This is a genomic window from Shimia sp. MIT1388 (assembly GCF_047124445.1).
Taxonomy (GTDB): Bacteria; Pseudomonadota; Alphaproteobacteria; order Rhodobacterales; family Rhodobacteraceae; genus Shimia.
In genome coordinates, this window is sequence record NZ_CP138921.1 from 3,300,930 (window position 1) to 3,327,082 (window position 26,153).

The window sequence follows — 26,153 nt, forward strand, 5'->3', positions numbered from 1 at the left end:
TTGATGGATCACCGAGTCGACATTCAGATGGGGATCGCGACCGAGGACCATGAGGTGGCTTACATGCGTGGCACCGGCAAACGGTTGGTGGTGTCGCTTGGCGGGGTGGGCACGAGGCCCAACGAGATGCCGCCGTTTGAATTTGTGGGGACCGCGTCGCAGGGCGGAGAGAACCACGTGATCCTGGTCACAGAGCGGGCCAGAACTTGGATGAACAGCCCGGATTTGCCCGAGGCGATTGTGAAGGAGATAGAGACGGTGGTGGCACGCGAAGCCATTGACGAGGTGGTTGCCCTGGGCAACAGCATGGGCGGCTTTATGGCGCTTGTGTTGCCGACGCTGACCCGTGTCGACACCGTTGTGGCGCTGTCTCCGCAATTCTCCATGCATCCCAGAGTGGTGCCGGAAGAGACCCGTTGGCAGAAGTGGCGCCGCCGCTTTCCGACCTATCGGTTCCGTCAGGTGCCTGCGCCACAAGACGGCACGCGCTATGTCGTGCTGCACGGCGACACGCCGGAAGAACGCATTCACTGGGCCCGCTTTGCGCAAGCGCCCAAAACCTTCAACCATTTCATCCTGCGGGGCGAGTCCCACGATCTGGTGAAAGCGTTGAAGAAACTCGACATCATGCGTCCGCTGCTTGAGCGGGCCATGGACATGAAAACGCGCCAGGTGCGCAAACTGTTGGAAGGCCATTTCACCGTGGTGCGCAGGGAAGACCTGCCACAGGCGGAGCAAACGGCGCCAAGCTACCCCACAACTCTGGGACAGGAGACCGTCAATGACAAAGTATGATGAAAACTGGGTCCGGGCCGAAGAAGCCAAACGTGAATGGATGGCGGAGAACGGCCTCTATTCCGAAACCGAGGAGCACTCCTCCTGTGGCGTTGGCCTTGTGGTCTCCGTGGACGGCAAACCCAGCCGCAAGGTTGTGGAAGCGGGTATCACCGCGCTGAAGGCGATTTGGCACCGGGGCGCTGTAGATGCGGATGGCAAGACCGGCGACGGTGCGGGCATTCACGTGCAGATCCCTGTGAGCTTCTTCTACGATCAGATTGAGCGCACTGGCCACGAGCCCAACAAAGACGAGTTTATTGCGGTGGGTCAGGTGTTCCTGCCACGCACCGACCATGGTGCGCAGGAAGCCTGCCGGACCATCGTGGAAACCGAAGTTCTGAAGATGGGCTATCGCATCTATGGCTGGCGTCACGTGCCGGTGGATGTGACTTGTCTGGGTGAGAAAGCCAATGCGACCCGTCCGGAGATTGAGCAGATCCTGATCTCCAACTCCAAGGGTGTGGATGAGGACACGTTTGAGCGTGAGCTGTATGTGATCCGTCGCCGCATCGAAAAAGCGGCTTTGGCGGCGAACATCACCGAGCTTTACATTGCATCGTTGTCCTGCCGCTCGATCATCTACAAGGGCATGATGCTCGCCGAGCAGGTGGCGGTGTTCTATCCGGACCTGATGGATGAGCGCTTTGAGTCGGCCTTTGCGCTGTATCACCAACGCTACTCCACCAACACCTTCCCGCAGTGGTGGCTGGCACAGCCGTTCCGCATGTTGGCGCACAACGGTGAGATCAACACGCTGAAAGGCAACCTGAACTGGATGAAGAGCCATGAGATCCGCATGGCGTCTGCGTCCTTTGGTGACTACGCGGAAGATATTAAGCCGATTGTGCCGGGTGGGGCGTCTGACTCTGCGGCGCTGGATGGCGTGTTTGAGGTTCTGGTGCGTGCCGGCCGCTCGGCGCCGATGGCGAAAACGATGCTGGTGCCAGAAAGCTGGTCCAAGCAGGCGGTGGAGCTGCCGCAGGCGTGGCGTGACATGTATTCCTACTGCAACTCCGTGATGGAGCCATGGGATGGTCCTGCGGCGCTGGCGATGACCGATGGTCGCTGGGTCTGTGCCGGTCTGGACCGCAACGGTCTGCGCCCGATGCGCTATGTTGTGACCGGGGACGGGCTGCTGATTTCCGGCTCTGAAGCGGGCATGGTGCCGATTGATGAAGCCACCGTGGTGGAAAAAGGCGCGCTTGGTCCGGGTCAGCTGCTGGCCGTGGATATGAAAGAGGGCAAGCTCTACCACGACACTGAGATCAAGAACAAACTCGCCAGCGCGCGTCCGTTTGGGGAGTGGGTTGGCAAGATCCGTGATCTGGGCGACGAGCTGGCCACTGTGGAAGAGACCGCAACTTTCACCGGTGAAGAGCTGCGCCAGCGTCAGATCGCGGCCGGTTACTCTATGGAAGAGGTCGAGCAGATCCTCGCGCCGATGGCTGAGGATGCGAAAGAGGCGCTGGCCTCTATGGGCGATGACACGCCATCTGCCGTGTTGTCCAAAATGTATCGTCCGCTGAGCCACTTCTTCCGTCAGAACTTCTCTCAGGTGACCAACCCACCGATCGACTCTCTGCGGGAATACCGCGTGATGTCGCTAAAGACGCGGTTTGGCAATCTGAAGAACGTGTTGAGCGAAGATGGCAGCCAGACCGAGATTGCGGTTCTGGAGAGCCCGTTTGTGGCCAGCGGCCAGTTTGAACGCATGCTGGAAGCGTTTGACGATACGGTTGTGACCATCGACTGTACCTTTGACGCGGGCAGCCATGATGGCGCGTTGCAGGCCGGTCTGGAGCGTATCCGGGCAGAAGCCGAGGACGCGGTGCGCTCTGGTGCGGGGCACATTGTGCTGACCGATCAGGCGCAGGGTGCGGACAAGGTTGCGATGCCGATGATTCTGGCGACCAGCGCGGTGCACAGCCACCTGACACGCAAGGGCCTGCGGACCTTCTGTTCGCTGAACGTGCGCTCGGCTGAGTGTATCGACCCACATTATTTTGCTGTGCTGATTGGCGCCGGTGCGACGGTTGTGAACCCGTATCTGGCCGAAGACACGCTTGCGGATCGCATTGCGCGCGGTCTGGCGGATGGCACGCTGACCGAGAACATGGCGCGCTATCGTGAGGCGATTGACCAGGGCCTGCTGAAGATCATGGCGAAGATGGGGATTTCGGTGATTTCCTCCTATCGCGGTGGTCTGAATTTTGAGGCCGTGGGCCTGTCCCGTGCGATGTGTGCAGAGTACTTCCCAGGCATGACCAGCCGGATTTCCGGCATTGGTGTCAGCGGCATTCAGCACAAAGTCGAAGAAGTGCACGCCAAAGGCTTTAAGTCCGGCACCGATGTGTTGCCGATTGGCGGTTTCTACAAGGCACGTAAGTCCGGTGAGACCCACGCTTGGGGTGCACAGACCATGCATATGATGCAGGCGGCCTGTGATCGTGCGTCTTATGAGATGTGGAAGCAGTACTCTGCGAAGATGCAGGCGAACCCGCCGATCCACCTGCGCGATTTGCTGAACATCAAGCCGCTGGGCGAGGCGATTCCGATTGAGGACGTGGAAAGCATCACCGCGATCCGTAAGCGCTTTGTGACGCCGGGCATGTCATTGGGCGCGCTGTCGCCTGAAGCGCACAAAACCCTGAACGTGGCGATGAACCGGATTGGCGCAAAGTCTGACTCCGGTGAGGGCGGCGAAGATCCGGCACACTTCGTGCCGGAGCCAAACGGCGACAACCCCTCTGCGAAGATCAAGCAGGTGGCGTCGGGTCGTTTTGGGGTGACCGCCGAATACCTGAACCAGTGTGAAGAGCTGGAAATCAAAGTGGCACAGGGCGCGAAGCCCGGTGAAGGTGGCCAGCTGCCGGGTATGAAGGTCACCGACCTGATTGCGCGTCTGCGTCACTCCACCAAAGGTGTGACCCTGATTTCCCCACCTCCGCACCATGACATCTACTCGATCGAAGACCTTGCGCAGCTGATCTATGACCTGAAGCAGATCAACCCGCGCTGTAAGGTGACCGTGAAACTGGTGGCCTCCTCGGGCGTTGGCACAATTGCGGCCGGTGTGGCGAAAGCGAAAGCCGACATCATCCTGATCTCCGGCCACAACGGTGGTACCGGTGCGTCTCCGGCGACCTCGATCAAATACTGTGGTCTGCCATGGGAGATGGGTCTGACCGAGGCGCATCAGGTTCTGGCGATGAACAACCTGCGGGAGCGGGTGACCCTGCGGACCGATGGTGGTCTGCGCACGGGGCGTGACATTGTGATGGCCGCGATGATGGGTGCAGAAGAGTACGGGATTGGTACCGCCGCGCTGATCGCGATGGGCTGTATCATGGTGCGTCAGTGTCAGTCCAACACCTGCCCGGTTGGTGTGTGTACACAGGACGAAGACCTGCGCGCGAAGTACACCGGTACGGCGGATAAGGTGGTGAACCTGATCACCTTCTATGCGCAGGAAGTGCGGGAAATCCTCGCCTCTATCGGTGCGAAGTCCTTGGATGAGGTGATTGGTCGTGCGGACCTGCTGGCGCAGGTGTCTCGTGGCTCTGCGCACCTGGACGATCTGGACCTGAACCCGCTGTTGATCACCGTCGATGGGGCGCATGACATCGTCTACAACCGCGACAAGGACCGCAACTACGTGCCAGACACGTTGGACGCGGAAATTGTCCGGGATGCGGCGCGCTTCCTGGAAGATGGTGAGAAGATGCAGCTGTCTTACGCGGTGCAGAACACGCACCGGACCGTGGGCACACGCACCTCGAGCCACATCGTGCGCAACTTCGGTATGCGTAACGCGCTTCAGGATGATCACCTGACCGTTAAGCTGACCGGTTCGGCGGGTCAGTCGCTGGGCGCCTTTGCGGCACCGGGTCTGAAGATCGAAGTCAGTGGCGATGCCAACGACTATGTCGGCAAAGGTCTGTCCGGGGGTACCGTTGTGGTGCGTCCTCCGATGGCGAGCCCGCTGACGGCGGCGGACAACACCATCATTGGCAACACTGTGCTGTATGGTGCGACCGACGGTTACCTGTTTGCAGCAGGGCGTGCCGGTGAGCGTTTCGCGGTGCGGAACTCCGGTGCGAAGGTTGTGATCGAAGGCTGTGGCGCCTGTGGCTGTGAATACATGACCGGCGGTATCGCGGTGATCCTTGGCGATATTGGTGCCAACTTCGGCGCTGGTATGACCGGTGGTATGGCCTACCTCTATGACCCTGAGGGCAAAGCTGAAGGGGTTATGAACCTGGAGACTCTGGTGACCTGTCCGGTGACTGTGGCGCATTGGGAAGATCAACTGAAAGGTCTGATCGAGCGTCACGTGGCGGAGACCGGCTCTGTAAAGGCACGAGACATCCTGCAGCACTGGGATGTTGAGAAAGCCAACTTCTTGCAGGTCTGCCCAAAAGAGATGCTGGTGCATATTCCGCATCCGCTGACCCAGGAAGGTACGGCGGTTCCAGCGGAATAAGGCTGGATCAGAGACAGAAAAGACCCCCGCTGGTGCAAACTGGCGGGGGGTTTCTTTTTGGGGCGACCAACGATTGCCTAGGGGGCGTGATGCCTGCCTGCTTTGAAGATCCAAACTGCCAAGGCGGGGAACAAGAAGAGTTCCAGCAGGACCGATGGCAGTACGGCCATGTTCAGGAGTGTGGCTAGGTCCGGCGTGGTGAAGCGGGCCAGGCCGCCCAGAAAGACGATTCCGCAGAGCACAATCAAGGTGATGCGCAGGGAGTGAAACAGAAAGGCGCCGGCGAGAAACACCAGGCCGAAGCTGGTGAACACCCCACCCAAAAAGCGCACATGATTGTCTTGGGCGTTGAAATCAGCGGGGTTGAGCACGTCGACAAAATCAGTGGGGCCCATCCAGCCTGAAGTGCGAATGCCGCCGAAGACCACGTCTAAGCCAAGAAACAGAATGCAGAGCCCGATGAGGGGCAGAAGGGCGCGTAAGAGCATGGTCGAGCGGGTCACGAGAAGGGCCTCTTTTGGTTTTGGTGTTGCGATCGTGATTGAAGGAGCTGAGCATATACATGCGGATCAAGCCTTTGCGCCGTATAAATAAATGCGGTTTTTGGGATTTATCAAGGATCGGTCCATACTGCTGTCAGCCATGGAGGATGTTTAATGCGATTTTTCAAAGCGATTGTGACAGTAGCGGCGCTGACGGCCGGCAGTTCTGTTTTTGCAGGAGAGTGCGGGTTTGCCCAGTGTTGGGGCGCGGTTGGTATCGGCCCTGGCGGGGCCTGGGGCTATTCTTACGGCAAATATTCAGAAGCCGACGCGGTGAATGCCTTGCAGGGGGAATGTGGCTGGGATTGTGACAACGTGCACACCTTCTACAACACCTGTGGGGCCATCGCGGAAGGCAGTTCCGGCAATTGGGGCTACGGCTGGGCCGGGACGCGGTCTCAGGCGGAAGATAACGCCTTGGGGTATTGTTACCAGAACGGTGGTGGATGCAGCGTTCGGGTCTGGGCTTGCTCGCCGTAGGCTTGCGCAAAGTGCGGTGAGGCTCTACTCCCTTTGCCAAAGACGACGGCAGGGACATGGCCAAGAAAGCAGCCAAATCAAAGCCCAAGACAAAGGGTACCAAAAAGAGCGCGGCGGCTCCGAAAGCTGGCGTAATCAATCGCCAGTGGGCGCGGTTGCGCTATTGGTGGCGGCGGGTGCTGATGTGGGCGGTGTCGCTGTTTATCTTTTCGATCCTGATTTTCATTGTGATCAATCCGCCCACGACCTGGACGATGATTGGCGAAAAGCGGCGACTGGGGCAGGTGGATTATCAATGGGTGCCGATTGAAGAGGTGGCGCCGGTGATGCGGCGCTCCGTGGTGGCGGCGGAAGACGCGAACTTCTGTCTGCACTGGGGCTTTGACGTGGAGGCGATCCGGGATGCGATTGCCGAAGGCGCGGGCCGTGGCGCGAGCACAATCAGTCAGCAAACCGTGAAAAACGTCTATTTCTGGCAAGGGCGCAGCTGGCCGCGTAAGGCGATGGAAACGCTGATGACGCCGCTGGTGGAGATGACCTGGACCAAGCGGCGGATTCTGGAAGTCTACCTCAACGTGGCAGAGTTTGATGAAGGCGTGTTTGGTGTGGAAGCGGCGGCGCGGCATTACTTTGGTGTGGGGCCGGAGGATTTGACGCCGGTGCAGGCGGCGCGGTTGGCAGCGGTGTTGCCCAACCCCAAAGAGCGTTCTGCCAGCAAGCCCACGGCGGCATTGCGGCGGCGGGCGGCGGCGATCCTAGATGGTGCGGAAACCATACGCGGAGAGTCGCGCGCGGCGTGTTTTGCGGATTGAAATATGCGCATGGGCAAGGCATTGAAGGACAAAGCCCAATAACATTGCGACCCTGCTGATGAACCGTCTGTTCCATGTGCCTCTGTCTCCGTTTTGCCGCAAGGTGCGCCTCGTGATGGGGGAAAAGCGGCTTGAGGTTGAGCTGGTGGAGGAGCGCTATTGGGAGCAAGATCCCGATTTTCTGCGCCGCAATCCAGCTGCGAAAGTGCCGGTGCTGAAGATGGACGGCAAGATGATGGCGGACAGCAACGCCATCTGCGAATATCTGGAAGAGAAGTATCCCGACCCGGCGTTGATGCCGCGGGACCCGGATGGGCGCTATGAGGTGCGGCGGCTGGTGGCGTGGTTTGACGACAAGTTCCACCATGAAGTTACCGCGAAGCTGCTTTATGAGCGGGTCAATCGCAAGCTTATGGGCACGGGCTATCCGGACAGTTCCAATGTGAAAGCCGGGGCCAAGGCGATCAAATACCATCTCGACTATATGCATTGGCTGCTGGATCACCGCCGTTGGCTGGCGGGGGATGTGATGACCCTGGCGGATTTCACGGCAGCGGCGCATTTGAGCGCGCTGGACTACATCAGTGACGTGGATTGGAACCGCTCCGCCGTGGTCAAGGATTGGTATGCCACCATCAAATCCCGTCCGGCGTTCCGGGCTGTGTTGGCAGATCAGGTGCCCGGCTTCCCGCCGCCTGCGCATTATGCTGATTTGGATTTCTGATCGCGGGCGTTGGCAAGGGGGCTGTCTGCCCCCTCGGCCTGACGGCCTCACCCCCGAGGATATTTCTGGACTGAGAATGCGGGGGTGTCATGACGGATGATCTGACCACCCGCATGAAAGCGGAAGCGGTGGCCATGGGCTTTGATCTGGCCAAAGTGTGTCGACCGGATGCGGTGGGCCATGTGGCGGCGGGGTTGGACGGTTTTTTGGCCAAGGACTACCACGGGCAGATGCAGTGGCTGGAGGCGCGCAAGCATTGGCGCTCGGACCCCTCGGTGCTGTGGCCAGAGGCGCGCTCTGTGATTGTGTTGGGGGAAAGCTATACGCCGGAGCATGATCCAACGGCGGTGCACAGCGAGGCGGATCGCGCGGCGATCTCGGTCTATGCGCAGAACCGCGATTACCATGACACGGTGAAAAAGCGCCTAAAACGTCTGGCGCGGTGGTTGATTGCAGAAACCAGCCCCGAGACCGAAGTGAAGGTGTTTGTGGATACGGCTCCGGTGCCGGAGAAGCCTTTGGGGCAAGCGGCTGGACTGGGCTGGCAAGGCAAACACACCAATCTGGTGAGCCGCGATTTGGGGTCGTGGTTCTTTATTGGATCGGTGTTTACGACGCTCGAGTTAGACACTGATCCAGCGGAAATTGACCATTGCGGGTCGTGCCGCGCCTGTCTGGATGCCTGTCCAACCGATGCCTTCCCGGCGCCGCATCAGATCGATGCGCGACGGTGTATTTCTTACTTGACGATTGAACATCATGGGCCAGTGGATGAGGACCTGCGGGGCCTGTTGGGCAACCGGATTTACGGCTGTGACGATTGTCTCTCCGCCTGTCCGTGGAACAAGTTTGCTCAGGATGCGCGGGAGATGAAGTATCACGCGCGCGATGAGTTGATTGCGCCAAAGCTGGCGGAATTGGCTGTGTTGGAGGATGCGGAATTTCGCACGTTTTTCTCCGGCTCGCCGATCAAACGGATTGGGCGCAATCGGTTTGTGCGCAATGTGCTCTATGCGATTGGCAACTCTGGGGATGCCGCGTTGCGGGAGGTGGCGCAGGGGCTATGTGAGGATGCGGATGCCACCGTGGCGGACGCAGCGCGCTGGGCGGTGCAGAGGTTGTCGTGATGCGGGACGGGGCAGTGGATCAGGTGACGCTTTGTGGCTTCAAAGAGAGCATATACACGCAGGTTGTCATGATGGCGCTGGCGGCCAAAGGCGTGGCGTTTGAGCTGAAGCGCGACAATCCGTTTGAGGCAGGGCCGTCCGGGCCCCATCCGTTTGCGCGGGTGCCGGTGCTGCTGCATGGGGAGTTTGCGATCTACGAGACGGCGGCGATCACGCGTTATGTGGATCGGGCGTTTGACGGAATTGGGCTGGCGGCAGAGGATGCGGAGTCGCTTGCACGCATGGATCAGGTGATTTCGATTTCTGACAATTACGCCTATTGGCCGATGGTACGGCAGGCCTATGCCCATGGGGTGGTGCGCAAACAAGCCGGGATCGATTGGGACAAGGCGCAGGTGCAGGATGGGTTGCGCGCGGCGGAGCCGGTGCTGAAGGTGTTGGACGAGATGGCCAGTGAAGGCTGGGTGCTCAACGGGTTACGGATTTCACTGGCGGATTGCCATGTGGCGCCGATGGTGGCGGCTTTTGCGCAGCTGCCCAAGGGGCGCAAGATGACTGCGCAGTTTTCGGCGCTGTCCTGTTGGCTGGAGTGGGTGACCCACAGCCGTGCTTTTCGGCAGGCGGTGGGGACGTAGGCGCGCAGCGGGGCCACGCGCCAAAGGTTTGGCTTAGCCGTTGCGTTTGGGCAGGACCCAATCGGGGCGGGCGAAGTGGCAGGTGTAGCCGCCGACGTTTTTCACCAGATAGTCCTGGTGGTACTCTTCGGCTTCCCAGAAATCGCTGACCGGTTCCACTTCGGTCACCACTTTGCCGGGCCAGAGGCCGGAGGCATCCACGTCCGCAATGGTGTCTACCGCGACCGCTTTTTGGTCCGCGTCGGTGTAGAAGATCGCCGAGCGGTAGGACATGCCCAGATCGTTGCCCTGACGGTTCGGCGTGGTTGGGTCGTGGATCTGGAAGAAGAACTCCAAGAGTTTGCGGAACGATGTTTTGGCGGGGTCAAAGATGATCTCAATGGCCTCGGCGTGGGTGCCGTGGTTTTCGTAGGTTGCGTTTGGAACGTCGCCGCCGGTGTAGCCGACGCGTGTGCTCAGAACGCCGTCCATTTTGCGGATCAGATCTTCCATGCCCCAGAAACAGCCGCCCGCCAGTACTGCGCGTTCGCTCATTGGTCGATCTCCTCTACTTGATCGAGATAGGCGCCATAGCCTTCCGCCTCCATATCGGCGCGGTGCACAAACCGCAACGAAGCGGAGTTGATGCAGTAGCGCAGCCCGCCGCGATCCTGGGGACCATCGGGGAAGACATGGCCGAGGTGGCTGTCACCATGTTTGGAGCGCACTTCGGTGCGGATCATGCCGTGGGTGCTGTCGTGATGTTCGGTGACGTGGGCGGACTCAATCGGCTTGGTGAAGCTGGGCCAGCCGCAGCCGCTTTCGTATTTGTCGGAGCTGGCAAAGAGCGGCTCGCCGGAGACCACGTCGACATAAATGCCGGGCTCTTTGTTGTACAAGAGTTTGCCGGAGCCGGGGCGTTCGGTGCCGTTTTCCTGAGTGACCCAGAATTGCTCGTCGGTGAGGGTGGCGATCACATCGGTGTCGCGGGTGTATTTGGTCATGCGCGTCTCCTTCCCTTGGCCGCTTGAGTTGCGGGGCCAAGTGTCCTGTGTTCAGGCATATGGGAGGATACGGGGGTTTGAAAAGAGGGGATCACGCCGACGTGTCGCGGTGCAACATTTGGCGTGATCCGAAAAGCTTAGGCCGTGGCGGCGGTCAAGGCCGTGTCCAGAAGGTCTTTGATCTTGGATTTGTTGGTACCCGCAACGATGCGGCCAAGTTCTTGGTCCCCTTTGAGCACCACCAAGGTGGAGCGACGTGGGATTTTCAAAGTGCGGGCCAGCTCGGAGTTGCTGTGTTGGTCCCAGTCGACATTGATGAAGGTGATGGCGTTGCCGTAGGCGGGGTTGGACTGTTTGAGCGCGTTGATGGCGCGTTCCTGTGCGGCGCAGGTGGTGCACCAGTCGGTTTTGAAATCAAGAAACACGGTGTCGCCTGCGGCGAGGTGTTTTTTCACAAGACCCGGGGTGAAGTCGTTGGCGGCGCGGGCAGCCATGGGCAGGGCCAGCGTGGCGGCAACGGAGGCAAGGAAAGTGCGACGGTGCATGAGGGGAACTCCTTTTAAAGGGCAACAGAGAGATCGAGCAGCCATGGGGGCAGGACGCCCAAGAGCCAGATTTCGATCATGTGGTGGACATTGAAAAACAGCGCGAGGCCGGTGAGGAAGAAGACGCCGCCAAGGATGGGGCGGGATTTGGCAGCAATGGCGCGCAGGGTGGCTTGGTGCTTTCCAAGGGCTGAGCGAGCGCCGTAGCCAAGGCCGAGGATCAGTGTGGAGACGCCAGCAGCAAAGGCGATCATGATGACGGTGGCGTGGGTGAGGCTTTCGCCTTGGGACGCCAGCGCGATGGCGCCGCCCAGTGTTGGACCGATGCAGGGGGACCAAACGAGACCAAGTAGCAGGCCGCCGAGGAACTGGCCTTGCAGGCTGGTGTGGTCTACCGCGTTGAGCGTGGTGTCGGCCGAAGCGGCGACGCCCGCGGTGGCGGTGGAGAAGGCGCTGGAGAATTGCGGGACCAGGAGCACCGCGCCAAAGCCCATCATCAAGACGGCGCCAGCTTTGGCGAGGGTGTCCGGCGTGAGGCCGATGGCGTGGCCAAAGACGGTCACGGCCATGCCAAACACCACAAAGCTGAGGCTCATGCCGAGGGCCAAGACGGCGGGACCATGGCGGGAGGCTTGCAGCGCGCTGGTCAGCACGATGGGCAGCACCGGCACCACACAGGGGTTGATCAGGGTCAGCAGACCCGCGCCATATGCAAAGAGGTATTCCATGCCCCTCTTGTGCCAAGTGCTGTGCGGGGTGTCATCTCAAACAGCGGTGACGCGGGATCACTTGGCCGTGTGTGATTGTTTCGAAAGCTGCACGGCGAGGATGCCGGCGCAGATCACCGCGACGCCGAAGATGTCCCAGAAGCCGAGCTTTTCCCCAAGGATCATGGCGGCGATGGCGACGCCGAAGAAAGGGTTGAGGAAGTGGAAGGTGGCGGCTTTGACCGCGCCGATGCGGGCCACAAGCGCAAACCAGATCCATGTGGCGAAGAGGCCCGGCGCGAAGATGGTGTAGATGAAGGCGGTCAGCATCTTGGGGTTCCAGTTGACCGCCCAAGTTTCAAACGCCAGCGAGGCGAAGACAAGCGCGATGGAGCCGACCAGCATTTGCAAGCCCACAATCATCATCACGTTGCCACCGGATGAGGCATTGCTGACGGAGAGCGTGGCAATGGCAAGGGCCAAAGCGCCAATCACGCAGAGCATGACACCAAAGAGGTCCACGCCTTGCCCCATGCGGTTGGCCATGATCATCACGACGCCGCCAAACCCCAGCACGAGGCCAGACACGGCCATTTTGCTGAGTTTTTCTCCTTTGGCAGCCCAACCGAGCAAGGCCACAATCAACGGCATGGTGGAGGCGATGATGGAGGCGAGGGAGGCCTCGATTGTGGTCATCGCGGTGAAGTAGAGACCAAGGTAGAGCGCGTTTTGGCAGAGGCCAAAGATGATGGTGGCGCGCCATTGCGCGGGCGTGAGGTGCCAGCTTTGCCCCAAGGCGCGGGCGATGATCACGCCGATGGTACCAGCAATGGCAAAGCGCAGGGCGGAGATCATCAATGGCGGCGCGTCAGCCACAATGATGCGGGCGGAGGTGAAGGCAGAAGACCAGATCAGGGCAAAGAGCAGCCCCATGCCAATTGCGCGGATGTCCATGGTGCCTGCCTCAAGTGATTGCTTTGTGAAGATGTTCGCTGGCGCGATCTAAACGCAACAGCACGCGGGCTGCAAGCATAGGTTTAGCGGTTAGGCTTTGGCGCGCTTGAGGAGGCTGCGCAGGCCTCGACGGCGGCGTTCACGTTTCTGCGGATCAAGCGGGAAGAAGGCGTCCACCACGATGTAGGCCACCAGCACAAAGATCAGCGCGTTGCCGATTTGCACAAGACGGTCGATCATTTTCACGTCGGCGTCTTTGCCAAAGGGTGCGATGGAGCCGCCAAACAAGATCACTGTGGTCGTTAGCGCTGTGCCGCCCATGGAGGCATCTGGGCGGTCTGAGATGAACCAGTAGGACAGCAGGAATGCAGCCACGGCGAAGACCAGAAACGCGGTCAGCATCAGGGGCGCGATGACAGTGAGTTCGTAACAGGCAATGGCGACCAGACCGCCGATGAAGTTGGCCTTCATCATGTTTTTGGCCACGATGGGACCAGCGGCAGTGGCAGCGGAGAGTTGTTGCGACAGGATGGCGACAAACAAAAGTGTCACCAGCGCGCCACTGCCCACAAGGTAGAAATAGATCGCAAAGGGGATGGTGACGAGCGACATGCGCAGTACCAATCGGTTGGGATCATAGTGCGGCGCGTCGGGTTTGGCGGCGGCTGCCGCGCCTTGGGGCGTAGGGGGAAAGAAGTGGAACATTGCCACGGTCCAGAGCCACGCCAGAACAAGGTTGATGGGGATCCAGATCACCAGAACCAGCGCGAGGTCCTGAGAGGTGAGCACCAGAGTTGGCAACATCAGCGCGGCCATGAGGGCCAGCACAACGCTGAGCATACCTGCGCCCTTCGTGGACCAGTAGAAACAGGTCGCCACGGCGAGTGCGAGGGCCATGAGAAAGGCCACCGGGTAGGGTGCCAACGCGGTGGAGAAGACCCAGGAAGCGACCAGAAACACCACCGCCTGCCGGAACAACGTGCGGATGGCGATGGGCGGCATCGGGCCGGGGGCTTGCAGGAAAAGCACCGTGAAGACGGTGAAAATGGTTGCCAGAGGCCAGCCGATCAGGATGGCAAGCGCAAAGCTGCCGGACACGCCGGTTGCCAAGCGCAAGCCACGCCGTTCAAGGGCTGGGTCGACCTCAATAGGCATAAGACAGCCAGGACACCATTTTGATGTACACGCGGCCCACCAGATTCAGGAAGGCGTTGTCGTTGGTGTAGACAATCACATCCGCCTGTCCGTTCACGTTAAACCGCACGTCGTCGGTTTCGTCGCCTTCGGTGTAGCCGGGCAGGATGATGCGCAGAGCAAAACGTTGGGGATCGCGTAGCCAGCCATTGGCACGTGGGATTTCTGTGGGTTCACCCGGCTTGCTTTTGGTGCCGTCGGAGCTGGCGGCGCTGAGGCTGACCACCTCCCCTTTGAAGATTTTGCCGGGGTGCATGTCAAGCACCACATCCACCGGGTCGCCTTTTTTTACGTTGCCGAGGTTGTTTTCGGTCAAATAGGCCTCGACCCAGACGTTGCTGGCGTCGATGAAGGTCATCAGGCTTTGGCCGGCTTTGGCGTAGTTGCCCTCCGCGATGTCCAGATCGGAGAGCACACCGCGGGCGGGGGCCTCAAGTTCGGTCCAGCTGAGTTTGAGCTCCGCATCTGCCAGTTTGGCCAGGGCGGCCTGAATGCGCGGGTTGTCGGCGCCGGTGCTGCCGAGCGCTTTCTGTTCGCTTTCCAGATCGGCTTGCGCCTGCTCCAGCTCGGATTCCGCATCCGCCAGACGGCGACGGGCTTCGTCCGCTTTGGCGATGGCAATCAGACCTTTTTCTTCCAGCTCAAACACACGGGCGGATTGCAGGCGTTCGGTTTCCAGGTCGGTCTGTGCACGGGTCACGCGGGTTTGGGCGCTGCTGACGTCGGCGCTGTCGGCACCCACGTCTTGAGTCGCGCGTTCCAGTTCGGCCTCGGCGCTTTGCTTCTGGATTTCAAACTGGCGTGCGTCGATGCGGGCGATCACCGTGCCCGCTTCGACAATCTCGCCGTTTTCGGCGTTGATCTCGATGACCGTGCCGGACACCTGTGGGGTGACCGGCGTGATGATCGCTTTTACGCGTGCGTTGGACGTGAAGGGGGTGATGCGGTCCGCGGCGAGGTACCAGGCCACGACAATGAACAGCAGAGCCAGGATGCTCCAGAAGGTGCGTTTCATTTCCGGGCTTCCTCCAGCGCTTCGGCGTCCGCTTCGATTTCTTCAGCCACGTCGGCCTCCATCCAAGCAACCACAAGTTCATAGAAAACCGACAGGATCACGGGGCCAACAAAGATGCCGATCAGGCCGCCGGAGAGCACGCCGCCGATGACGCCCACCAAGATCACGAGAATCGGGGTGTTGAGGCCTTTGGCGATGAAGATCGGGCGCAGGAAGTTGTCCATCAGCATCAATGGAATCATGATGGCGGTGAACAGAAGCGCGGCACCGGTACCCATGGAGCCCCAGGCCCAGATCACCAGCGGGATCACCACGAGGGTGGGGCCAACCTGGATGATGCCAAGGATAAGCACAACAACGGCCAAAGGACCGGCGGCTTCGATGCCAAAGAGCATCATGACGATGCCCATGAGGCCAGCCTGCAGCGCAGCCACACCCAGCACGCCGCGAGACACGTTGCGCACAGTGGCGGCGGCCATTTCGACAAACTCACCGCCTTTGGGGGCAAAGACTCGGTTGCCAAATTTCTGCACCATCTCGCCAAGCTTTGGTCCGGGGGAGAGCATCATGCCCATGACAATCACGGACAGCGCCATGGCGAGCAGTTGGAAGCTCAGCCCCGCAACAGCGCCGCCGATGGTCGAGGCAAAGCCCAACACAACATCGCCGTAACGCTCCAAAGCGAGGGCGAGGTTGTTGTTAAACAGGTTCCAGATTTCGGTGGCCTTGGGGCCGACAAGGGCGATCTCGCTGAGCCCTTCTGGCGCTGGTGGTAGGTCAAGCTTGCCAGTTTGCAGTTTGTCGCTGAGTTCGTTGAAATGGGCAAAGAAGCTGCTGACCGAGGCCCAGAGCGGGCCGATGGTGAGCGCAAGACCCAGCAGGGTGATCAGGGTGGAAGCCAATCCGCGACGGCCGCCAAGTTTGCTCGAGAGCCAGTCAAATAAGGGGTATACCGCCACAGCCAGAATGATGGCCCAGACCACAATGCCGGAGAGCGGCAGGATGATGGTGAAGGCGGCGAAGGCAAACACACCGAGGAACAGAAGGCGAATGCCCAGATCAATCAAACGTCTTTCATCCATATCGAGTACTTCCCAAATTGTTCAAATTCCGCGTAGGCTGGCCTGAAATTGTGGCTTATGCGGTTGTTATGGCGGCATCTTTGCACAGCCAGAGGTGATTTGAGGAATAAAAAAGTGAATGGCAACAGTGAAATTTTAGCGCCCGAGGGGTTCTTCCAGAAACATCGCTGGTCAATTTTGTTGGGTCTATTGGTGCTTTTGATGCTGCTGGATGGATTGGATGACCGTTATGGCTGGGCCAGCACGGCCGGGTTGTGGGGGCTGAGTTTCTTGTTTCTTGGGGTTGTTGGCGCCACCGAGCGCAACACGTTTCTGCGGATCACCATGGCGGTGCCGGTGATGGCCTGGTTTGTGCTGCTGATTATGGCGGAGTTTTTCGGCATGACGGTGAATGGCGGGCTCTATGCCTTGGCGGCGCTCATGCTGTTTGGCTCGATGATCATCAGTTTTCGTCAGCTGTTTGCGCCGGTGCATTCGGAATATGAGCGGCTGTCCAGTGGGGTGTTTGGCTATTTGCTGATCGCGATGTTGTGGGGGTTGGCATATTGGCGGATTGAGGCGGCCTTTCCCGGGTCGTTCAACATGCCTGAGGATATTGCCGGTCAGAAAGCCGGGTTCGTGTATTTCTCGATGATCACCATGACCACGGTGGGCTATGGCGAGATCACTCCGGCAGTGAGCCTGACGCGTATCATGACCGGGATGCAGGCGATTGTGGGCACGATGTTTGTCGCCATCTTCATTGGCCGCATCGTGGGGCGTTTGAAATGACGGACGTCACAGGGCAGGTCACCTGGGTATATACCGAGAAGCTGGAAACGGCGGCGGGGTTTTATCGGGATGTTTTGCGCCTGCCAGTGCTGCGCGATGCGGGCAGTGCGCTGATTTTCGAGACGGCACCCGGTGCGCGGTTGGGGCTGTGTGAGGCCTTTGACGGGCGGGTCGTGGAGCCGAAAGGCAGCATGATCACGCTGTTGGTGGCGGATCGCGCGGTGGTGGATGACTGGTATGCGCGGGTGACGGGGGCTGGGGAGGCTGTGCGTGGCGCGCCGGAAGTTTTGGAGCGGTTCGGGATCTACAGTTTCTTTTGCGAAGACCCGAATGGCTATCAGGTTGAGGTGCAGTGCTTTTTGGATGAGGCGCCGGAGTAGGTACGCGCCGCCAAAAGCGCTTCCCATGTTAAGGGAGTGTGGCTTTGGCGAGGCGTCACGCCGCATTCGCGCGCTGCTGACTTCCCCCTTGGCGGCAAAGGCGCTACAGGTGCGGTGAAACGGGAGTTGCCGCATGTCGATGAATAGCTTTGGACATCTTTTTCGCGTCACCACTTGGGGTGAGAGCCACGGGCCTGCGCTGGGCGCGACGGTGGATGGGTGCCCTCCGGGGGTGCCGGTGGATGAGGCGATGTTGCAGCATTGGCTGGACAAGCGCCGCCCCGGTCAGAACAAGAACACCACACAGCGCAATGAGCCTGATGCGGTGAAAATCCTGTCCGGTGTGTTTGAGGGTAAAACCACCGGCACGTCGATCCAGTTGATGATCGAAAACACCGATCAGCGCAGCCGGGATTATGGCGAGATCAGCCAGACCTTCCGTCCGGGCCACGCAGACATCACCTATCACATGAAATACGGCAATCGTGATTATCGCGGCGGCGGGCGCAGCTCTGCCCGTGAAACCGCCGCGCGTGTGGCCGCCGGTGGCATTGCGCGTGAGGCGATCAAGGCGATTGCGCCCAATCTTGAGATCAAAGGGTATATGACCAAGATGGGCGCGATGGAGATTGATCGCGAGAACTTCCATTGGGACGCGATTGACCGCAATGATTTCTGGATTCCGCAGGCGGCGGATGTGGCGCAGGAGTGGGAAGACTATCTTCAGGCGCTGCGCAAAGAGCATGACAGTGTGGGCGGCGTGATCGAAGTTGTGGCGCGCAATGTGCCTGCCGGGATCGGCGCGCCGATCTATGGCAAGCTCGACACTGATCTGGCGGCGGCGATGATGTCGATCAACGCCGTGAAAGGCGTGGAGATTGGCGAAGGCATGGCGGCGGCGGGGCTGAAGGGTTCCGAAAATGCCGATGAGATCTTCATGGGCAATGACGGCCAGCCGGTGTTCTCCTCCAACCATGCGGGCGGCATTCTGGGCGGGATTTCCACCGGTCAGGATGTGGTCGTGCGCTTTGCCGTGAAGCCGACCAGCTCGATCCTCACGCCACGCCAGTCGATCCGGATTGATGGCAGTCCAACCGAGGTGATCACCAAAGGTCGGCATGACCCCTGTGTGGGCATTCGTGCGGTGCCGGTGGGTGAGGCGATGATGGCCTGTGTGATCCTGGATCACCTGTTGCTGCATCGCGGTCAGGTGGGCGAGAACCAAGGCAAGATTGGCTGATGCTGGACAGCGTTGATCTGAGCGACCTGAGAGGGGCTCTGCGCGCGGAAGCGGCGGAGCGCATGGCGCAGGACAGCGCGCATGATCTGGCGCATCTGGATCGGGTTTGGACAACGGCGCAGGCATTATCGGAGGCGGAAGGCGGGGCCGATTTGCGGGTGCTGCTGGGGGCGAGCTACCTGCATGATCTGGTGAACCTGCCCAAGGATTCGCCACACCGCGCGCGGGCCAGTACCATGGCAGCGAGTGCAGCGGCACCGATTTTGCGCAGCCATGGCTTTACCAATCACGAGGTGGCAGCGGCGCAGCATGCAATTGCTACGCATAGTTTCTCTGCTGGCTTGAAGCCAAAGTCGTTGGAAGCGCGGATTTTGCGGGACGCCGACCGGCTAGACGCGCTGGGCGCGATTGGCATTGCGCGCACCTTTGCGGTGGGCGGGGCTTTGGGTCGGGCTTTGTACGACGAGAACGACCCGTTTGCCGAACATCGCGCGCTTGATGACAGCGCCTGGGCGCTGGATCATTGGCCGGTGAAGTTGTTCCGGTTGTCAGAGGGCATGATGACTCTGGCTGGCAAGCTGACAGCCCAAGAACGGGTGGCCGAAATGCGCGCCTATGCGCAGGTATTGGCAGGCGAACTGGGGCGTGTACTACCGGAGAGCTGGGCGTAGCTTGCCTAGCCTTGTGGGGTCACGCCGGGGCGGGCCTTGCCGCGCTTGAGGCCCAGTTGCCGTTCCCGCCAGATGATCAGGATGCCTGCAGCGATGACGATGGACGCGCCGATCAGCATCTGTGCTGTGGGCACTTCCGAGAACCAGACGTAGCCGATCAGGATGGCAAACAAGATGGCGACGTAGTCAAACGGGGCCACAACCGAGGCAGGGGCAAAGCGATAGCTTGATGTCAGCATGATCTGGGCCACGCCGCCGATCAGACCTGCGCCAATCAGCATTGCGGCCTGTTCCCAAGTGGGCACAACCCAGCCAAAGGGGATGGTCAGCAGGGACAGGCAAGACGCCGTCAGCGAAAAGTAGAACACAATGGCGGAGGTCTGATCGGTTTGGACCAACCTCCGGATGTGGATTTGCGCGAGGGCGGCAAAGACCGCAGAGCCGAGCACCAGCATCACGCCAACGGTGGCCATGGCAGAGGCCTGATCCGCGTCAAAGATGGTTAGGCGCGGCCAGAGCACCACTGTGACGCCGATCAGTCCGATGCCGACGGCGGTCAGGCGAAAGGCGCGGACCTCTTCGCCAAGGAACATGGCGGCAAAAATCACAATCATCAGCGGTGTGGCAAAGCCGATGGCGGTGACTTCGGGCAGGGGCAGGAGCCCCAGTGCGGCAAAGTTCATCGCCATGGCGGTGGTGCCGATCACGCCGCGCCAGACATGGCCCATGCCGTTTTTCACGCGCAGGCCCTGTGGCATTTCTCCACGCTGAATGAGCCATCCGAAGATCACAAACATCGCAAAGAAGGACCGGAAGAACACAGCTTCGCCCGCGGGCACGTCATCCGCGGTGGCCTTGATCAGCGCGGCCATAACGGAGAAGAGCGCGATGGCGGTGATCTTGAAGGCAATACCTTTGAGCGGCTGCATGGGGAGGTCCGGTGGTTGGGGTTGGCCGGACTGTGGCGCAGGGGCGCAGGAATGACAAGGCGGGCTTGATCTTTGGCGGGGGAGCGGGAAAGGTCCGTGCCAACTACGGAGGGGCCGCCATGTATCAGGACAACTATTTGATAGCCGCGCTGAGCGCATCTGCGGAGGGGCGCGGGCGTGAGGTGTTTGCCGAGGTGCCAGGAGGCGATCCGGTGACTTTTGGCGGTCTGTTTGCCGGTGCAGAGCGTATGGCGGCGGCTTTGGTCACCCAGGGTGTGCAATCCGGAGACCGCGTGGCGGTGCAGGTGGAGAAGACGATTGAGGCGATCCAGCTCTATCTCGGCACGGTTATGGCGGGTGGCGTGTTTCTGCCGCTCAACACGGCCTACACGACCTCTGAGGTGGCTTATTTCCTTGGAGATGCCACGCCGCGTGTGGTGGTTTGTGATCCTGCTAAAGCGGAAGAGATTGTACCGATTGCTGAAGGCGCAGCGGTGCTGACGCTGGATGGCGCTGGGCAGGGCAGCCTGACCGATCTGGCCGATGGTCAAACCGGGTTTGAGCCGGTGGCCCGCGGCGCGGATGATCTGGCAGCAATCTTGTATACCTCGGGCACCACGGGGCGCTCTAAAGGCGCGATGCTGAGCCATGATAACCTGCTGTCCAATTCTGAGACGTTGCGGGATTATTGGCGGTTCACCAAAGAGGATGTGCTGATCCACGCCTTGCCAATCTTCCACACGCACGGGCTGTTTGTGGCCACCAATGTGGCGCTGCTGTCAGGCGCCTCGGTGGTGTTCCTGGCGAAGTTTGATGCGGATGCGATTTTGGACGCCATGCCTAAGGCAACCAGTCTGATGGGCGTGCCGACGTTTTACACACGGCTGTTGAAAGACGCGCGGCTGACCAAAGAGCTAGCGGCCAATATGCGGTTGTTCATTTCCGGCTCTGCCCCGCTGTTGGTCGATACACATGAGCAATGGGAAGCGCGCACCGGGCACCGGATTCTTGAGCGCTATGGCATGACCGAAACCAATATGAGCACGTCCAATCCCTATGAGGGTGAGCGGCGGGCTGGCACAGTGGGCTTCCCGTTGCCGGGTGTCGAGGCACGGATTCGCGCGGACGGCGCAGAGGTGGCGCAGGGTGAGATTGGTGTCCTGGAAGTGCGCGGGCGCAATGTTTTTCAGGGCTATTGGCAGATGCCGGAAAAGACAGCGGAAGAACTGTTGCCGGATGGGTGGTTCATCACGGGGGATTTGGCCAAGGTGGACGGCGATGGCTACGTGACCATCGTGGGGCGCTCCAAGGATCTGGTGATTACCGGCGGGTTCAATGTGTACCCCAAGGAAATCGAGTCGCTGATTGATGATCTGGATGGCGTGCTCGAAAGCGCAGTCATTGGTGTGCCGCACGCGGATTTTGGTGAGGCGGTGGTGGCCGTGGTGGTGCGCTCTGATCCCACTTTGACCGAGGCGCAAGTGAGTGGGCCGTTGTCGGTGAGCCTGGCGAAGTTCAAACAGCCCAAACAGGTGATCTTTCTGCCCGAGCTGCCCCGCAACACCATGGGCAAGGTGCAGAAGAAGGCGCTGCGCGAGAGCTACGCGGGGCTGTTCTCCTAATGCAAAACGGGGGCCGATTGGCCCCCGCTTCGATTTGATCTGTTGAGCAGCTTACGCGCGCACGAGTTTCTCGTAGGACTCGGCGATGTCGCGGGTGATGTCGCCCACTTCAAAGGTGTAGTCGCCAATCTGGCCCACTGGGGTCACTTCGGCGGCGGTGCCGGTCAGCCAGCACTGCTCAAAGTCAGCGAGTTCCTCTGGCATGATGTGACGCTCGATCACGTTGATGCCTTTGTCTTTCAGCATGCCAATCACGGTCTGACGGGTGATGCCGTTCAGGAAGCAATCCGGGGTTGGCGTGTGCACTTCGCCGTCTTTCACGAAGAAGATGTTGGCGCCGGTCGCCTCGGCCACATAGCCACGGTAGTCCATGAACAGGGCGTCCGAGCAACCTTTGGCCTCTGCCTTGTGCTTGGAGATGGTGCAAATCATGTAAAGACCTGCCGCCTTGGCGTGCACCGGGATGGTTTCCGGGCTTGGGCGTTTCCATTCCGCGATGTCGAGCTTGGCGCCCTGCATTTTGGCGTCGCCATAGTAGGCACCCCAAGGCCAGATCGCGATGGCAACGCGGACAGGGTTGGCCGCAGAAGCGACACCCATGTCTTCGCCGGAGCCGCGCCATACAACAACACGCACATAGGCGTCTTCAAGGCCGGACTTCTTCAGGGTTTCCTGCTTGGCCGCCTCGAGCTCTTCCAGAGAGATCGGCATCGGCATGTCGAGAGCTTCGGCAGATTTGAACAGGCGTTCGTTGTGCTCTTTGCTCTTGAAAATTTTGCCGTTGTAGGCACGTTCGCCTTCAAAGACGGAGCTTGCGTAATGCAGCGCGTGGCTCAGGACGTGGACCTTGGCCTCGCGCCAGTCAACAAACTCGCCATCCATCCAGATGACGCCGTCACGATCGTCATATGCACCAGCCATGGTCGTTCCTTTCGCTTGCCAAAGGGCTTTCAATTTTCCATTTGTTGCGCGTCATATGGCCGAAACGGTCATAAAATTGCGCAAAACCTGCGATTCGCTACCAGTTAGCGCTTGGAGTGTCAACAAAGCTGACGTATTGTGACGGGCAAACCTGTCAATTGTGATGCTGGAGGGCCAAATGAGCGATCCAATTCGGAGTGAGAACCTGCTTTATCTCACCGATGAGCAGCTGCGGCAGGGGATTGAGGCGATGTATTTTGCCTATCGCGGCTTCACCGCCGATCCGGACCGAATCCTTGAGAGCATGGCCTATGGGCGGGCGCATCATCGCGCAATTCACTTCATCAACCGCGCGCCGGGCACCACTGTGACCAACTTGCTCGACATTCTGGGGGTGACCAAACAGTCACTCAATCGTGTGTTGCGCACTTTGATTGAAGATGGGCTTGTGGAAAGTCGCGTGGGCACGTCTGATCGGCGGGAGCGGAACCTGTTTTTGACCGAAGAAGGCACGGCGTTGGAGCATCGCTTGTCGGACGCGCAGCGGGTGCGGATGCGCACGGCGTTTCGCGAGGCGGGACCGGAGGATGTGGCCGGGTTCCGGCGGGTGCTTGAGGCGATGATGGAAGGTGAAATGAAACGGCAATATCTGTCACTGCGTGAGTCAGGCAAATGAAAGACATCGATCCCCACCTGCTGATTGTGGATGATGATGAGCGTATTCGGGAGCTTCTGCGGAAGTTCCTGATGCGAAATGGGTTTTTGGTGTCGGCAGCCCGCGACGCGGCGCATGCGCGGCGGATTCTGTCGGGGTTGGATTTTGACCTGATTGTGCTCGACGTGATGATGCCGGGCGAAGATGGCATGAGCCTGACCCGTGGTATTCGCGAGACCTCGCAGACACCGATCATGCTGTTGACCGCCAAAGGTGAGACCGAAGATCGGATTACGGGACTTGAGGCTGGGGCAGATGACTATCTGGCCAAGCCGTTTGAGCCCAAAGAGTTGCTGTTGCGGATCAATGCCATTCTGCGGCGGATGCCGGAGGTGGATGAGGCCTCCACGGTGCCCAAGGTGCTGCATCTGGGGGGCATTCGTTATGATATTGATCGCGGCGAGATGTGGCAGGGCGAGGAACCTGTGCGCCTGACCGCCACTGAGAGCCAGCTGATGAAAATCTTCTCCAAAACACCGGGCGAGGCCGTGAGCCGCGGCAAGCTGGTGGAGGAGTTGGGCAGGGACAAAGGTCAGGCGCAGGAGCGGGCGGTGGATGTGCAAATCACCCGTTTGCGGCGCAAGATCGAGGAAGACCCGAAACAGCCACGTTACCTGCAAACGGTGCGCGGGGCGGGGTACATGCTGGCGCCGGACTGATCAGGCGGCGTAGCACGCACAGCACATAGAATTGGGGGGGAGTGGCATGGCCACAGCGTTGTTCAGTCACGAGAGTTCGTTGCAGCACCAGACACCTGCGGGCCATGCGGAGCAGGTTGCGCGGATCGAGCATATTCAGGCGGCCCTAAAGGCGGCCAAGTTTGACGGGTTGGATCGACGTGAGGCGCCAGCGTGTTCGGACGCGGATATTCTATTGTGCCATCCGCAGAGCCATCTGGAAGCCATCACAGCGGCGGAGCCGGAGAGTGGCATCATTTCGTTGGACGAAGACACCTTTATGTCGCCGGGGTCCACATTGGCGGCGCGGCACGGGGTTGGCGGCTGTCTGGCGGCGGTGGATGCGGTGCTGGCGGGTGAGGTGAGCAATGCCTTTGTGGCGTGCCGTCCACCCGGACATCATGCGGAGCAGAGCAAGCCGATGGGGTTTTGCCTGTTTGGTACGGCAGCGATTGCGGCCAAACATGCTCTGGAACGTCACGGGCTGAGCCGTGTGGCGGTGGTGGATTTTGATGTGCACCACGGCAACGGTACACAGGCGCTTTTGTGGAACGAGCCGCGTAGCCTGTTCATTGGCAGTCATCAAAATCCGCTGTGGCCGGGCACTGGTATGCCAGAGGAAACGGGTGCGCAGGACAACGTAATGAACCTGCCGTTGCCGCCACACAGTGACGGGCGGCTGATGCGGGCGACCTATGAGGCGGAAGTGTTTCCGGCCTTGGAGGCATTTAAACCAGAATTGCTGATCCTGTCGGCGGGGTTTGATGCGCATAAGGACGATCCCTTGGCGCAGCTGGAATGGTCCGAGGCGGATTTTGTCTGGCTGACGCATAAGTTCTGTGACCTGGCGGATAAACACTGTCACGGGCGGGTGGTCTCGACTTTGGAAGGTGGATATGATCTGAACGCTTTGGCAGCGTCGGTGGCGGCGCATGTTGAGGTTTTGATGGAGAGAGCCGGATGAGCGACATACCTGTTGAAGAGATGAGCTTTGAAGCGGCAATGCGCGAGCTGGAGCAGGTTGTGGGCCAGTTGGAGCGCGGCGACGTGGAGCTGGAGAAATCCATTGCGCTGTATGAGCGTGGCGCGGCGTTGAAGGCCCGCTGTGAGGCGAAGCTCAAAGAGGCCGAAGAAAAGGTCGCGGCGATCACTTTGGATGGCAATGGCAACCCGGCCGGTTTGACACCGGTTGAGGGCATGTAAGCCAATCCGTCAGCCGCAGGGGCCGCAATGTTTGAGACACGTTTGAAAGAGGCCGCCACGCAGGTGGAGGCCCATCTGCTTGAGGTGATGGCGCCGTTTGGAGATCTGCCGGTGGTGGACGCCATGCGCTACGCTAGTGCGGGTGGCAAGCGTCTGCGGGCGTTTCTGGTGCTGGAAAGCGCGCGGTTGCATGGGGTTGATCCCAAACATGCGATTTGGCCGGCGACAGCAATCGAGGCGATGCACGCCTATTCACTGGTGCATGATGACCTGCCGTGTATGGATGACGATGATATGCGGCGGGGGCTGCCGACCACGCATATCAAGTGGGACGAATGCACTGCTGTGCTGGCAGGGGATGCCTTGCAGACGCTGGCGTTTGAATGTGTAAGCCGGGAGGACTGTCACGAAGATCCGGCGGTGCGTGCGGAGTTGACAGTTTCGCTGGCGCGCGCAGCCGGGGCGCAGGGCATGGTGTTGGGTCAAGCGTTGGATATTGCGGCGGAGACCGCACCGGTTCCGCTGACCTTGCAGGAAATCACCCGCTTGCAAGCGGGCAAGACCGGAGCGTTGATTGCCTGGTCTGCTACGGCGGGGGCTGTGATGGGCAAGGCGGACATTGAACCGTTGATGCGCTATTCGCTGGACCTTGGTTTAGCGTTTCAGATAGCGGATGATATTCTGGATGTGGAAGGCGATGCCGAGAAGGTTGGCAAAGCCGTTGGCAAGGATGCCAATGCCGGGAAGGCGACCTTTGTGTCGTTGTTGGGATTGGATGGCGCCAAACAGCGGGCCCGCGACCTTGTGACGGATGCATGTGAGGCGCTTTCCGTTTACGGTAAAGATGCGGATACCTTGCGGGAGGCGGCGCGTTTCGTTATCTCGCGGGACAGCTAACCGGAAG

At 60.0% G+C, this 26,153-nt stretch carries 28 protein-coding genes; 17 read left to right on the forward strand and 11 right to left on the reverse strand.

From position 1 onward, the window contains the following. Positions 1–3 precede the first annotated feature (3 nt). Both SIB92_RS16315 and gltB read left to right on the forward strand, forming a co-directional pair. Positions 4–795 (forward strand): alpha/beta hydrolase, encoded by a 792-nt coding sequence (locus tag SIB92_RS16315; RefSeq protein ID WP_412555857.1) that lies wholly within the window; start codon positions 4–6, stop codon positions 793–795. After that, complete coding sequence (gene gltB, locus SIB92_RS16320) at positions 782–5,320, forward strand: glutamate synthase large subunit (RefSeq protein ID WP_412553035.1); 4,539 nt, start codon at positions 782–784, stop codon at positions 5,318–5,320. Before SIB92_RS16315 ends, gltB begins: the two co-directional genes overlap by 14 nt. A gap of 77 nt (positions 5,321–5,397) precedes the next feature. Here the strand turns inward: gltB and SIB92_RS16325 are convergent, their stop codons facing one another. Further along, the gene (locus SIB92_RS16325) at positions 5,398–5,823 is read right to left on the reverse strand and encodes a DUF4345 domain-containing protein (protein WP_412553036.1); all 426 of its coding nucleotides are present in this window, start codon (positions 5,821–5,823) and stop codon (positions 5,398–5,400) included. A 153-nt stretch (positions 5,824–5,976) separates the two neighbouring features. Here SIB92_RS16325 and SIB92_RS16330 point away from each other — a divergent pair, with 153 nt between their 5' ends. The 5 genes from SIB92_RS16330 to SIB92_RS16350 all read left to right on the forward strand — a co-directional run bounded on the left by SIB92_RS16330 (position 5,977) and on the right by SIB92_RS16350 (position 9,640). Next, positions 5,977–6,342 carry a DUF4189 domain-containing protein gene (locus tag SIB92_RS16330; RefSeq protein ID WP_412553037.1) on the forward strand — a complete coding sequence of 122 codons (366 nt, stop codon included), beginning with the start codon at positions 5,977–5,979 and terminating at the stop codon, positions 6,340–6,342. Positions 6,343–6,398: 56 nt separating this feature from the next. Next, a complete protein-coding gene (mtgA, locus tag SIB92_RS16335) occupies positions 6,399–7,154 on the forward strand; it encodes a monofunctional biosynthetic peptidoglycan transglycosylase (RefSeq protein WP_412553038.1) in 756 nt (251 codons plus the stop codon). Between the two features lie 58 nt (positions 7,155–7,212). Next, complete coding sequence (locus tag SIB92_RS16340) at positions 7,213–7,878, forward strand: glutathione S-transferase family protein (protein ID WP_168590820.1); 666 nt, start codon at positions 7,213–7,215, stop codon at positions 7,876–7,878. Positions 7,879–7,967: 89 nt separating this feature from the next. Beyond that, positions 7,968–9,005, forward strand: coding sequence for a tRNA epoxyqueuosine(34) reductase QueG (gene queG, locus SIB92_RS16345; RefSeq protein WP_412553039.1), 1,038 nt, complete (start codon positions 7,968–7,970; stop codon positions 9,003–9,005). Continuing rightward, a complete protein-coding gene (locus tag SIB92_RS16350; RefSeq protein ID WP_412553040.1) occupies positions 9,005–9,640 on the forward strand; it encodes a glutathione S-transferase family protein in 636 nt (211 codons plus the stop codon). Before queG ends, SIB92_RS16350 begins: the two co-directional genes overlap by 1 nt. A 33-nt stretch (positions 9,641–9,673) precedes the next feature. On the opposite strand, the gene msrA is transcribed toward SIB92_RS16350, so the two are convergent. The 8 genes from msrA to SIB92_RS16390 all read right to left on the reverse strand — a co-directional run bounded on the left by msrA (position 9,674) and on the right by SIB92_RS16390 (position 16,120). Then, on the reverse strand, positions 9,674–10,174 hold the full coding sequence (gene msrA, locus SIB92_RS16355; protein ID WP_412553041.1) for a peptide-methionine (S)-S-oxide reductase MsrA: 501 nt from the start codon (positions 10,172–10,174) through the stop codon (positions 9,674–9,676). Further along, the gene (gene msrB, locus SIB92_RS16360; RefSeq protein ID WP_168590816.1) at positions 10,171–10,623 is read right to left on the reverse strand and encodes a peptide-methionine (R)-S-oxide reductase MsrB; all 453 of its coding nucleotides are present in this window, start codon (positions 10,621–10,623) and stop codon (positions 10,171–10,173) included. The genes msrA and msrB overlap by 4 nt, the downstream gene beginning before the upstream one ends. A 137-nt stretch (positions 10,624–10,760) precedes the next feature. Beyond that, positions 10,761–11,168, reverse strand: a complete 408-nt coding sequence (locus SIB92_RS16365) for a thioredoxin family protein (protein ID WP_412553042.1) — start codon at positions 11,166–11,168, stop codon at positions 10,761–10,763. A gap of 14 nt (positions 11,169–11,182) precedes the next feature. After that, positions 11,183–11,896 carry a cytochrome c biogenesis CcdA family protein gene (locus SIB92_RS16370; RefSeq protein ID WP_412553043.1) on the reverse strand — a complete coding sequence of 238 codons (714 nt, stop codon included), beginning with the start codon at positions 11,894–11,896 and terminating at the stop codon, positions 11,183–11,185. 57 nt (positions 11,897–11,953) lie between these two features. Further along, on the reverse strand, positions 11,954–12,829 hold the full coding sequence (locus SIB92_RS16375; protein WP_412553044.1) for a DMT family transporter: 876 nt from the start codon (positions 12,827–12,829) through the stop codon (positions 11,954–11,956). 90 nt (positions 12,830–12,919) lie between these two features. Then, complete coding sequence (locus tag SIB92_RS16380; RefSeq protein ID WP_412553045.1) at positions 12,920–13,984, reverse strand: DUF2955 domain-containing protein; 1,065 nt, start codon at positions 13,982–13,984, stop codon at positions 12,920–12,922. Continuing rightward, complete coding sequence (locus tag SIB92_RS16385; RefSeq protein ID WP_412553046.1) at positions 13,974–15,038, reverse strand: HlyD family secretion protein; 1,065 nt, start codon at positions 15,036–15,038, stop codon at positions 13,974–13,976. Before SIB92_RS16385 ends, SIB92_RS16380 begins: the two co-directional genes overlap by 11 nt. Beyond that, on the reverse strand, positions 15,035–16,120 hold the full coding sequence (locus SIB92_RS16390; protein ID WP_412553047.1) for an AI-2E family transporter: 1,086 nt from the start codon (positions 16,118–16,120) through the stop codon (positions 15,035–15,037). The genes SIB92_RS16385 and SIB92_RS16390 overlap by 4 nt, the downstream gene beginning before the upstream one ends. A gap of 201 nt (positions 16,121–16,321) precedes the next feature. On the opposite strand from SIB92_RS16390, the gene SIB92_RS16395 reads away from it, so the two are divergent. From SIB92_RS16395 to SIB92_RS16410, 4 genes are all read left to right on the forward strand, one after another. Beyond that, positions 16,322–16,891, forward strand: a complete 570-nt coding sequence (locus SIB92_RS16395) for a potassium channel family protein (protein WP_412553048.1) — start codon at positions 16,322–16,324, stop codon at positions 16,889–16,891. Beyond that, positions 16,888–17,271, forward strand: coding sequence for a VOC family protein (locus tag SIB92_RS16400; RefSeq protein WP_412553049.1), 384 nt, complete (start codon positions 16,888–16,890; stop codon positions 17,269–17,271). The genes SIB92_RS16395 and SIB92_RS16400 overlap by 4 nt, the downstream gene beginning before the upstream one ends. 133 nt (positions 17,272–17,404) lie before the next feature. Next, complete coding sequence (gene aroC / locus SIB92_RS16405) at positions 17,405–18,511, forward strand: chorismate synthase (protein ID WP_412553050.1); 1,107 nt, start codon at positions 17,405–17,407, stop codon at positions 18,509–18,511. Continuing rightward, entirely contained in the window at positions 18,511–19,182 is a 672-nt protein-coding gene (locus tag SIB92_RS16410; RefSeq protein WP_412553051.1) for an HD domain-containing protein, read from the forward strand. The genes aroC and SIB92_RS16410 overlap by 1 nt, the downstream gene beginning before the upstream one ends. 5 nt (positions 19,183–19,187) lie before the next feature. Here SIB92_RS16410 and SIB92_RS16415 read toward each other — a convergent pair whose 3' ends face one another. Next, positions 19,188–20,111, reverse strand: a complete 924-nt coding sequence (locus SIB92_RS16415; RefSeq protein WP_168590805.1) for a DMT family transporter — start codon at positions 20,109–20,111, stop codon at positions 19,188–19,190. A gap of 119 nt (positions 20,112–20,230) precedes the next feature. On the opposite strand from SIB92_RS16415, the gene SIB92_RS16420 reads away from it, so the two are divergent. Beyond that, positions 20,231–21,733, forward strand: a complete 1,503-nt coding sequence (locus tag SIB92_RS16420) for a malonate--CoA ligase (protein ID WP_412553052.1) — start codon at positions 20,231–20,233, stop codon at positions 21,731–21,733. Positions 21,734–21,784: 51 nt separating this feature from the next. Here the strand turns inward: SIB92_RS16420 and SIB92_RS16425 are convergent, their stop codons facing one another. Beyond that, positions 21,785–22,654 (reverse strand): branched-chain amino acid aminotransferase, encoded by an 870-nt coding sequence (locus tag SIB92_RS16425; RefSeq protein ID WP_412553053.1) that lies wholly within the window; start codon positions 22,652–22,654, stop codon positions 21,785–21,787. A 178-nt stretch (positions 22,655–22,832) separates the two neighbouring features. Here SIB92_RS16425 and SIB92_RS16430 point away from each other — a divergent pair, with 178 nt between their 5' ends. From SIB92_RS16430 to SIB92_RS16450, 5 genes are read left to right on the forward strand one after another with little or no spacing between them, the layout of a single operon-like run. Next, entirely contained in the window at positions 22,833–23,330 is a 498-nt protein-coding gene (locus SIB92_RS16430; RefSeq protein ID WP_294116707.1) for a MarR family winged helix-turn-helix transcriptional regulator, read from the forward strand. Further along, positions 23,327–24,028, forward strand: coding sequence for a response regulator (locus SIB92_RS16435; RefSeq protein WP_168590801.1), 702 nt, complete (start codon positions 23,327–23,329; stop codon positions 24,026–24,028). The genes SIB92_RS16430 and SIB92_RS16435 overlap by 4 nt, the downstream gene beginning before the upstream one ends. Positions 24,029–24,074: 46 nt before the next feature. Then, the gene (locus tag SIB92_RS16440) at positions 24,075–25,010 is read left to right on the forward strand and encodes a histone deacetylase family protein (protein ID WP_412553054.1); all 936 of its coding nucleotides are present in this window, start codon (positions 24,075–24,077) and stop codon (positions 25,008–25,010) included. Beyond that, positions 25,007–25,249, forward strand: coding sequence for an exodeoxyribonuclease VII small subunit (locus SIB92_RS16445; RefSeq protein ID WP_412553055.1), 243 nt, complete (start codon positions 25,007–25,009; stop codon positions 25,247–25,249). Before SIB92_RS16440 ends, SIB92_RS16445 begins: the two co-directional genes overlap by 4 nt. Positions 25,250–25,276: 27 nt before the next feature. Then, on the forward strand, positions 25,277–26,146 hold the full coding sequence (locus SIB92_RS16450; protein WP_412553056.1) for a polyprenyl synthetase family protein: 870 nt from the start codon (positions 25,277–25,279) through the stop codon (positions 26,144–26,146). Positions 26,147–26,153 lie beyond the last annotated feature (7 nt).

Bases quoted from the DNA above. Each gene is read 5' to 3' on its own strand.
- SIB92_RS16315 (WP_412555857.1), top strand. From the start codon at position 4: ATGGATCACCGAGTCGACATTCAGATGGGGATCGCGACCGAGGACCAT.
- gltB (WP_412553035.1), top strand. From the start codon at position 782: ATGACAAAGTATGATGAAAACTGGGTCCGGGCCGAAGAAGCCAAACGT.
- SIB92_RS16330 (WP_412553037.1), top strand. From the start codon at position 5,977: ATGCGATTTTTCAAAGCGATTGTGACAGTAGCGGCGCTGACGGCCGGC.
- mtgA (WP_412553038.1), top strand. From the start codon at position 6,399: ATGGCCAAGAAAGCAGCCAAATCAAAGCCCAAGACAAAGGGTACCAAA.
- SIB92_RS16340 (WP_168590820.1), top strand. From the start codon at position 7,213: ATGAACCGTCTGTTCCATGTGCCTCTGTCTCCGTTTTGCCGCAAGGTG.
- queG (WP_412553039.1), top strand. From the start codon at position 7,968: ATGACGGATGATCTGACCACCCGCATGAAAGCGGAAGCGGTGGCCATG.
- SIB92_RS16350 (WP_412553040.1), top strand. From the start codon at position 9,005: ATGCGGGACGGGGCAGTGGATCAGGTGACGCTTTGTGGCTTCAAAGAG.
- msrA (WP_412553041.1), bottom strand. From the start codon at position 10,174: ATGAGCGAACGCGCAGTACTGGCGGGCGGCTGTTTCTGGGGCATGGAA.
- msrB (WP_168590816.1), bottom strand. From the start codon at position 10,623: ATGACCAAATACACCCGCGACACCGATGTGATCGCCACCCTCACCGAC.
- SIB92_RS16365 (WP_412553042.1), bottom strand. From the start codon at position 11,168: ATGCACCGTCGCACTTTCCTTGCCTCCGTTGCCGCCACGCTGGCCCTG.
- SIB92_RS16370 (WP_412553043.1), bottom strand. From the start codon at position 11,896: ATGGAATACCTCTTTGCATATGGCGCGGGTCTGCTGACCCTGATCAAC.
- SIB92_RS16375 (WP_412553044.1), bottom strand. From the start codon at position 12,829: ATGGACATCCGCGCAATTGGCATGGGGCTGCTCTTTGCCCTGATCTGG.
- SIB92_RS16380 (WP_412553045.1), bottom strand. From the start codon at position 13,984: ATGCCTATTGAGGTCGACCCAGCCCTTGAACGGCGTGGCTTGCGCTTG.
- SIB92_RS16385 (WP_412553046.1), bottom strand. From the start codon at position 15,038: ATGAAACGCACCTTCTGGAGCATCCTGGCTCTGCTGTTCATTGTCGTG.
- SIB92_RS16390 (WP_412553047.1), bottom strand. From the start codon at position 16,120: ATGGATGAAAGACGTTTGATTGATCTGGGCATTCGCCTTCTGTTCCTC.
- SIB92_RS16395 (WP_412553048.1), top strand. From the start codon at position 16,322: ATGCTGCTGGATGGATTGGATGACCGTTATGGCTGGGCCAGCACGGCC.
- SIB92_RS16400 (WP_412553049.1), top strand. From the start codon at position 16,888: ATGACGGACGTCACAGGGCAGGTCACCTGGGTATATACCGAGAAGCTG.
- aroC (WP_412553050.1), top strand. From the start codon at position 17,405: ATGTCGATGAATAGCTTTGGACATCTTTTTCGCGTCACCACTTGGGGT.
- SIB92_RS16410 (WP_412553051.1), top strand. From the start codon at position 18,511: ATGCTGGACAGCGTTGATCTGAGCGACCTGAGAGGGGCTCTGCGCGCG.
- SIB92_RS16415 (WP_168590805.1), bottom strand. From the start codon at position 20,111: ATGCAGCCGCTCAAAGGTATTGCCTTCAAGATCACCGCCATCGCGCTC.
- SIB92_RS16420 (WP_412553052.1), top strand. From the start codon at position 20,231: ATGTATCAGGACAACTATTTGATAGCCGCGCTGAGCGCATCTGCGGAG.
- SIB92_RS16425 (WP_412553053.1), bottom strand. From the start codon at position 22,654: ATGGCTGGTGCATATGACGATCGTGACGGCGTCATCTGGATGGATGGC.
- SIB92_RS16430 (WP_294116707.1), top strand. From the start codon at position 22,833: ATGAGCGATCCAATTCGGAGTGAGAACCTGCTTTATCTCACCGATGAG.
- SIB92_RS16435 (WP_168590801.1), top strand. From the start codon at position 23,327: ATGAAAGACATCGATCCCCACCTGCTGATTGTGGATGATGATGAGCGT.
- SIB92_RS16440 (WP_412553054.1), top strand. From the start codon at position 24,075: ATGGCCACAGCGTTGTTCAGTCACGAGAGTTCGTTGCAGCACCAGACA.
- SIB92_RS16445 (WP_412553055.1), top strand. From the start codon at position 25,007: ATGAGCGACATACCTGTTGAAGAGATGAGCTTTGAAGCGGCAATGCGC.
- SIB92_RS16450 (WP_412553056.1), top strand. From the start codon at position 25,277: ATGTTTGAGACACGTTTGAAAGAGGCCGCCACGCAGGTGGAGGCCCAT.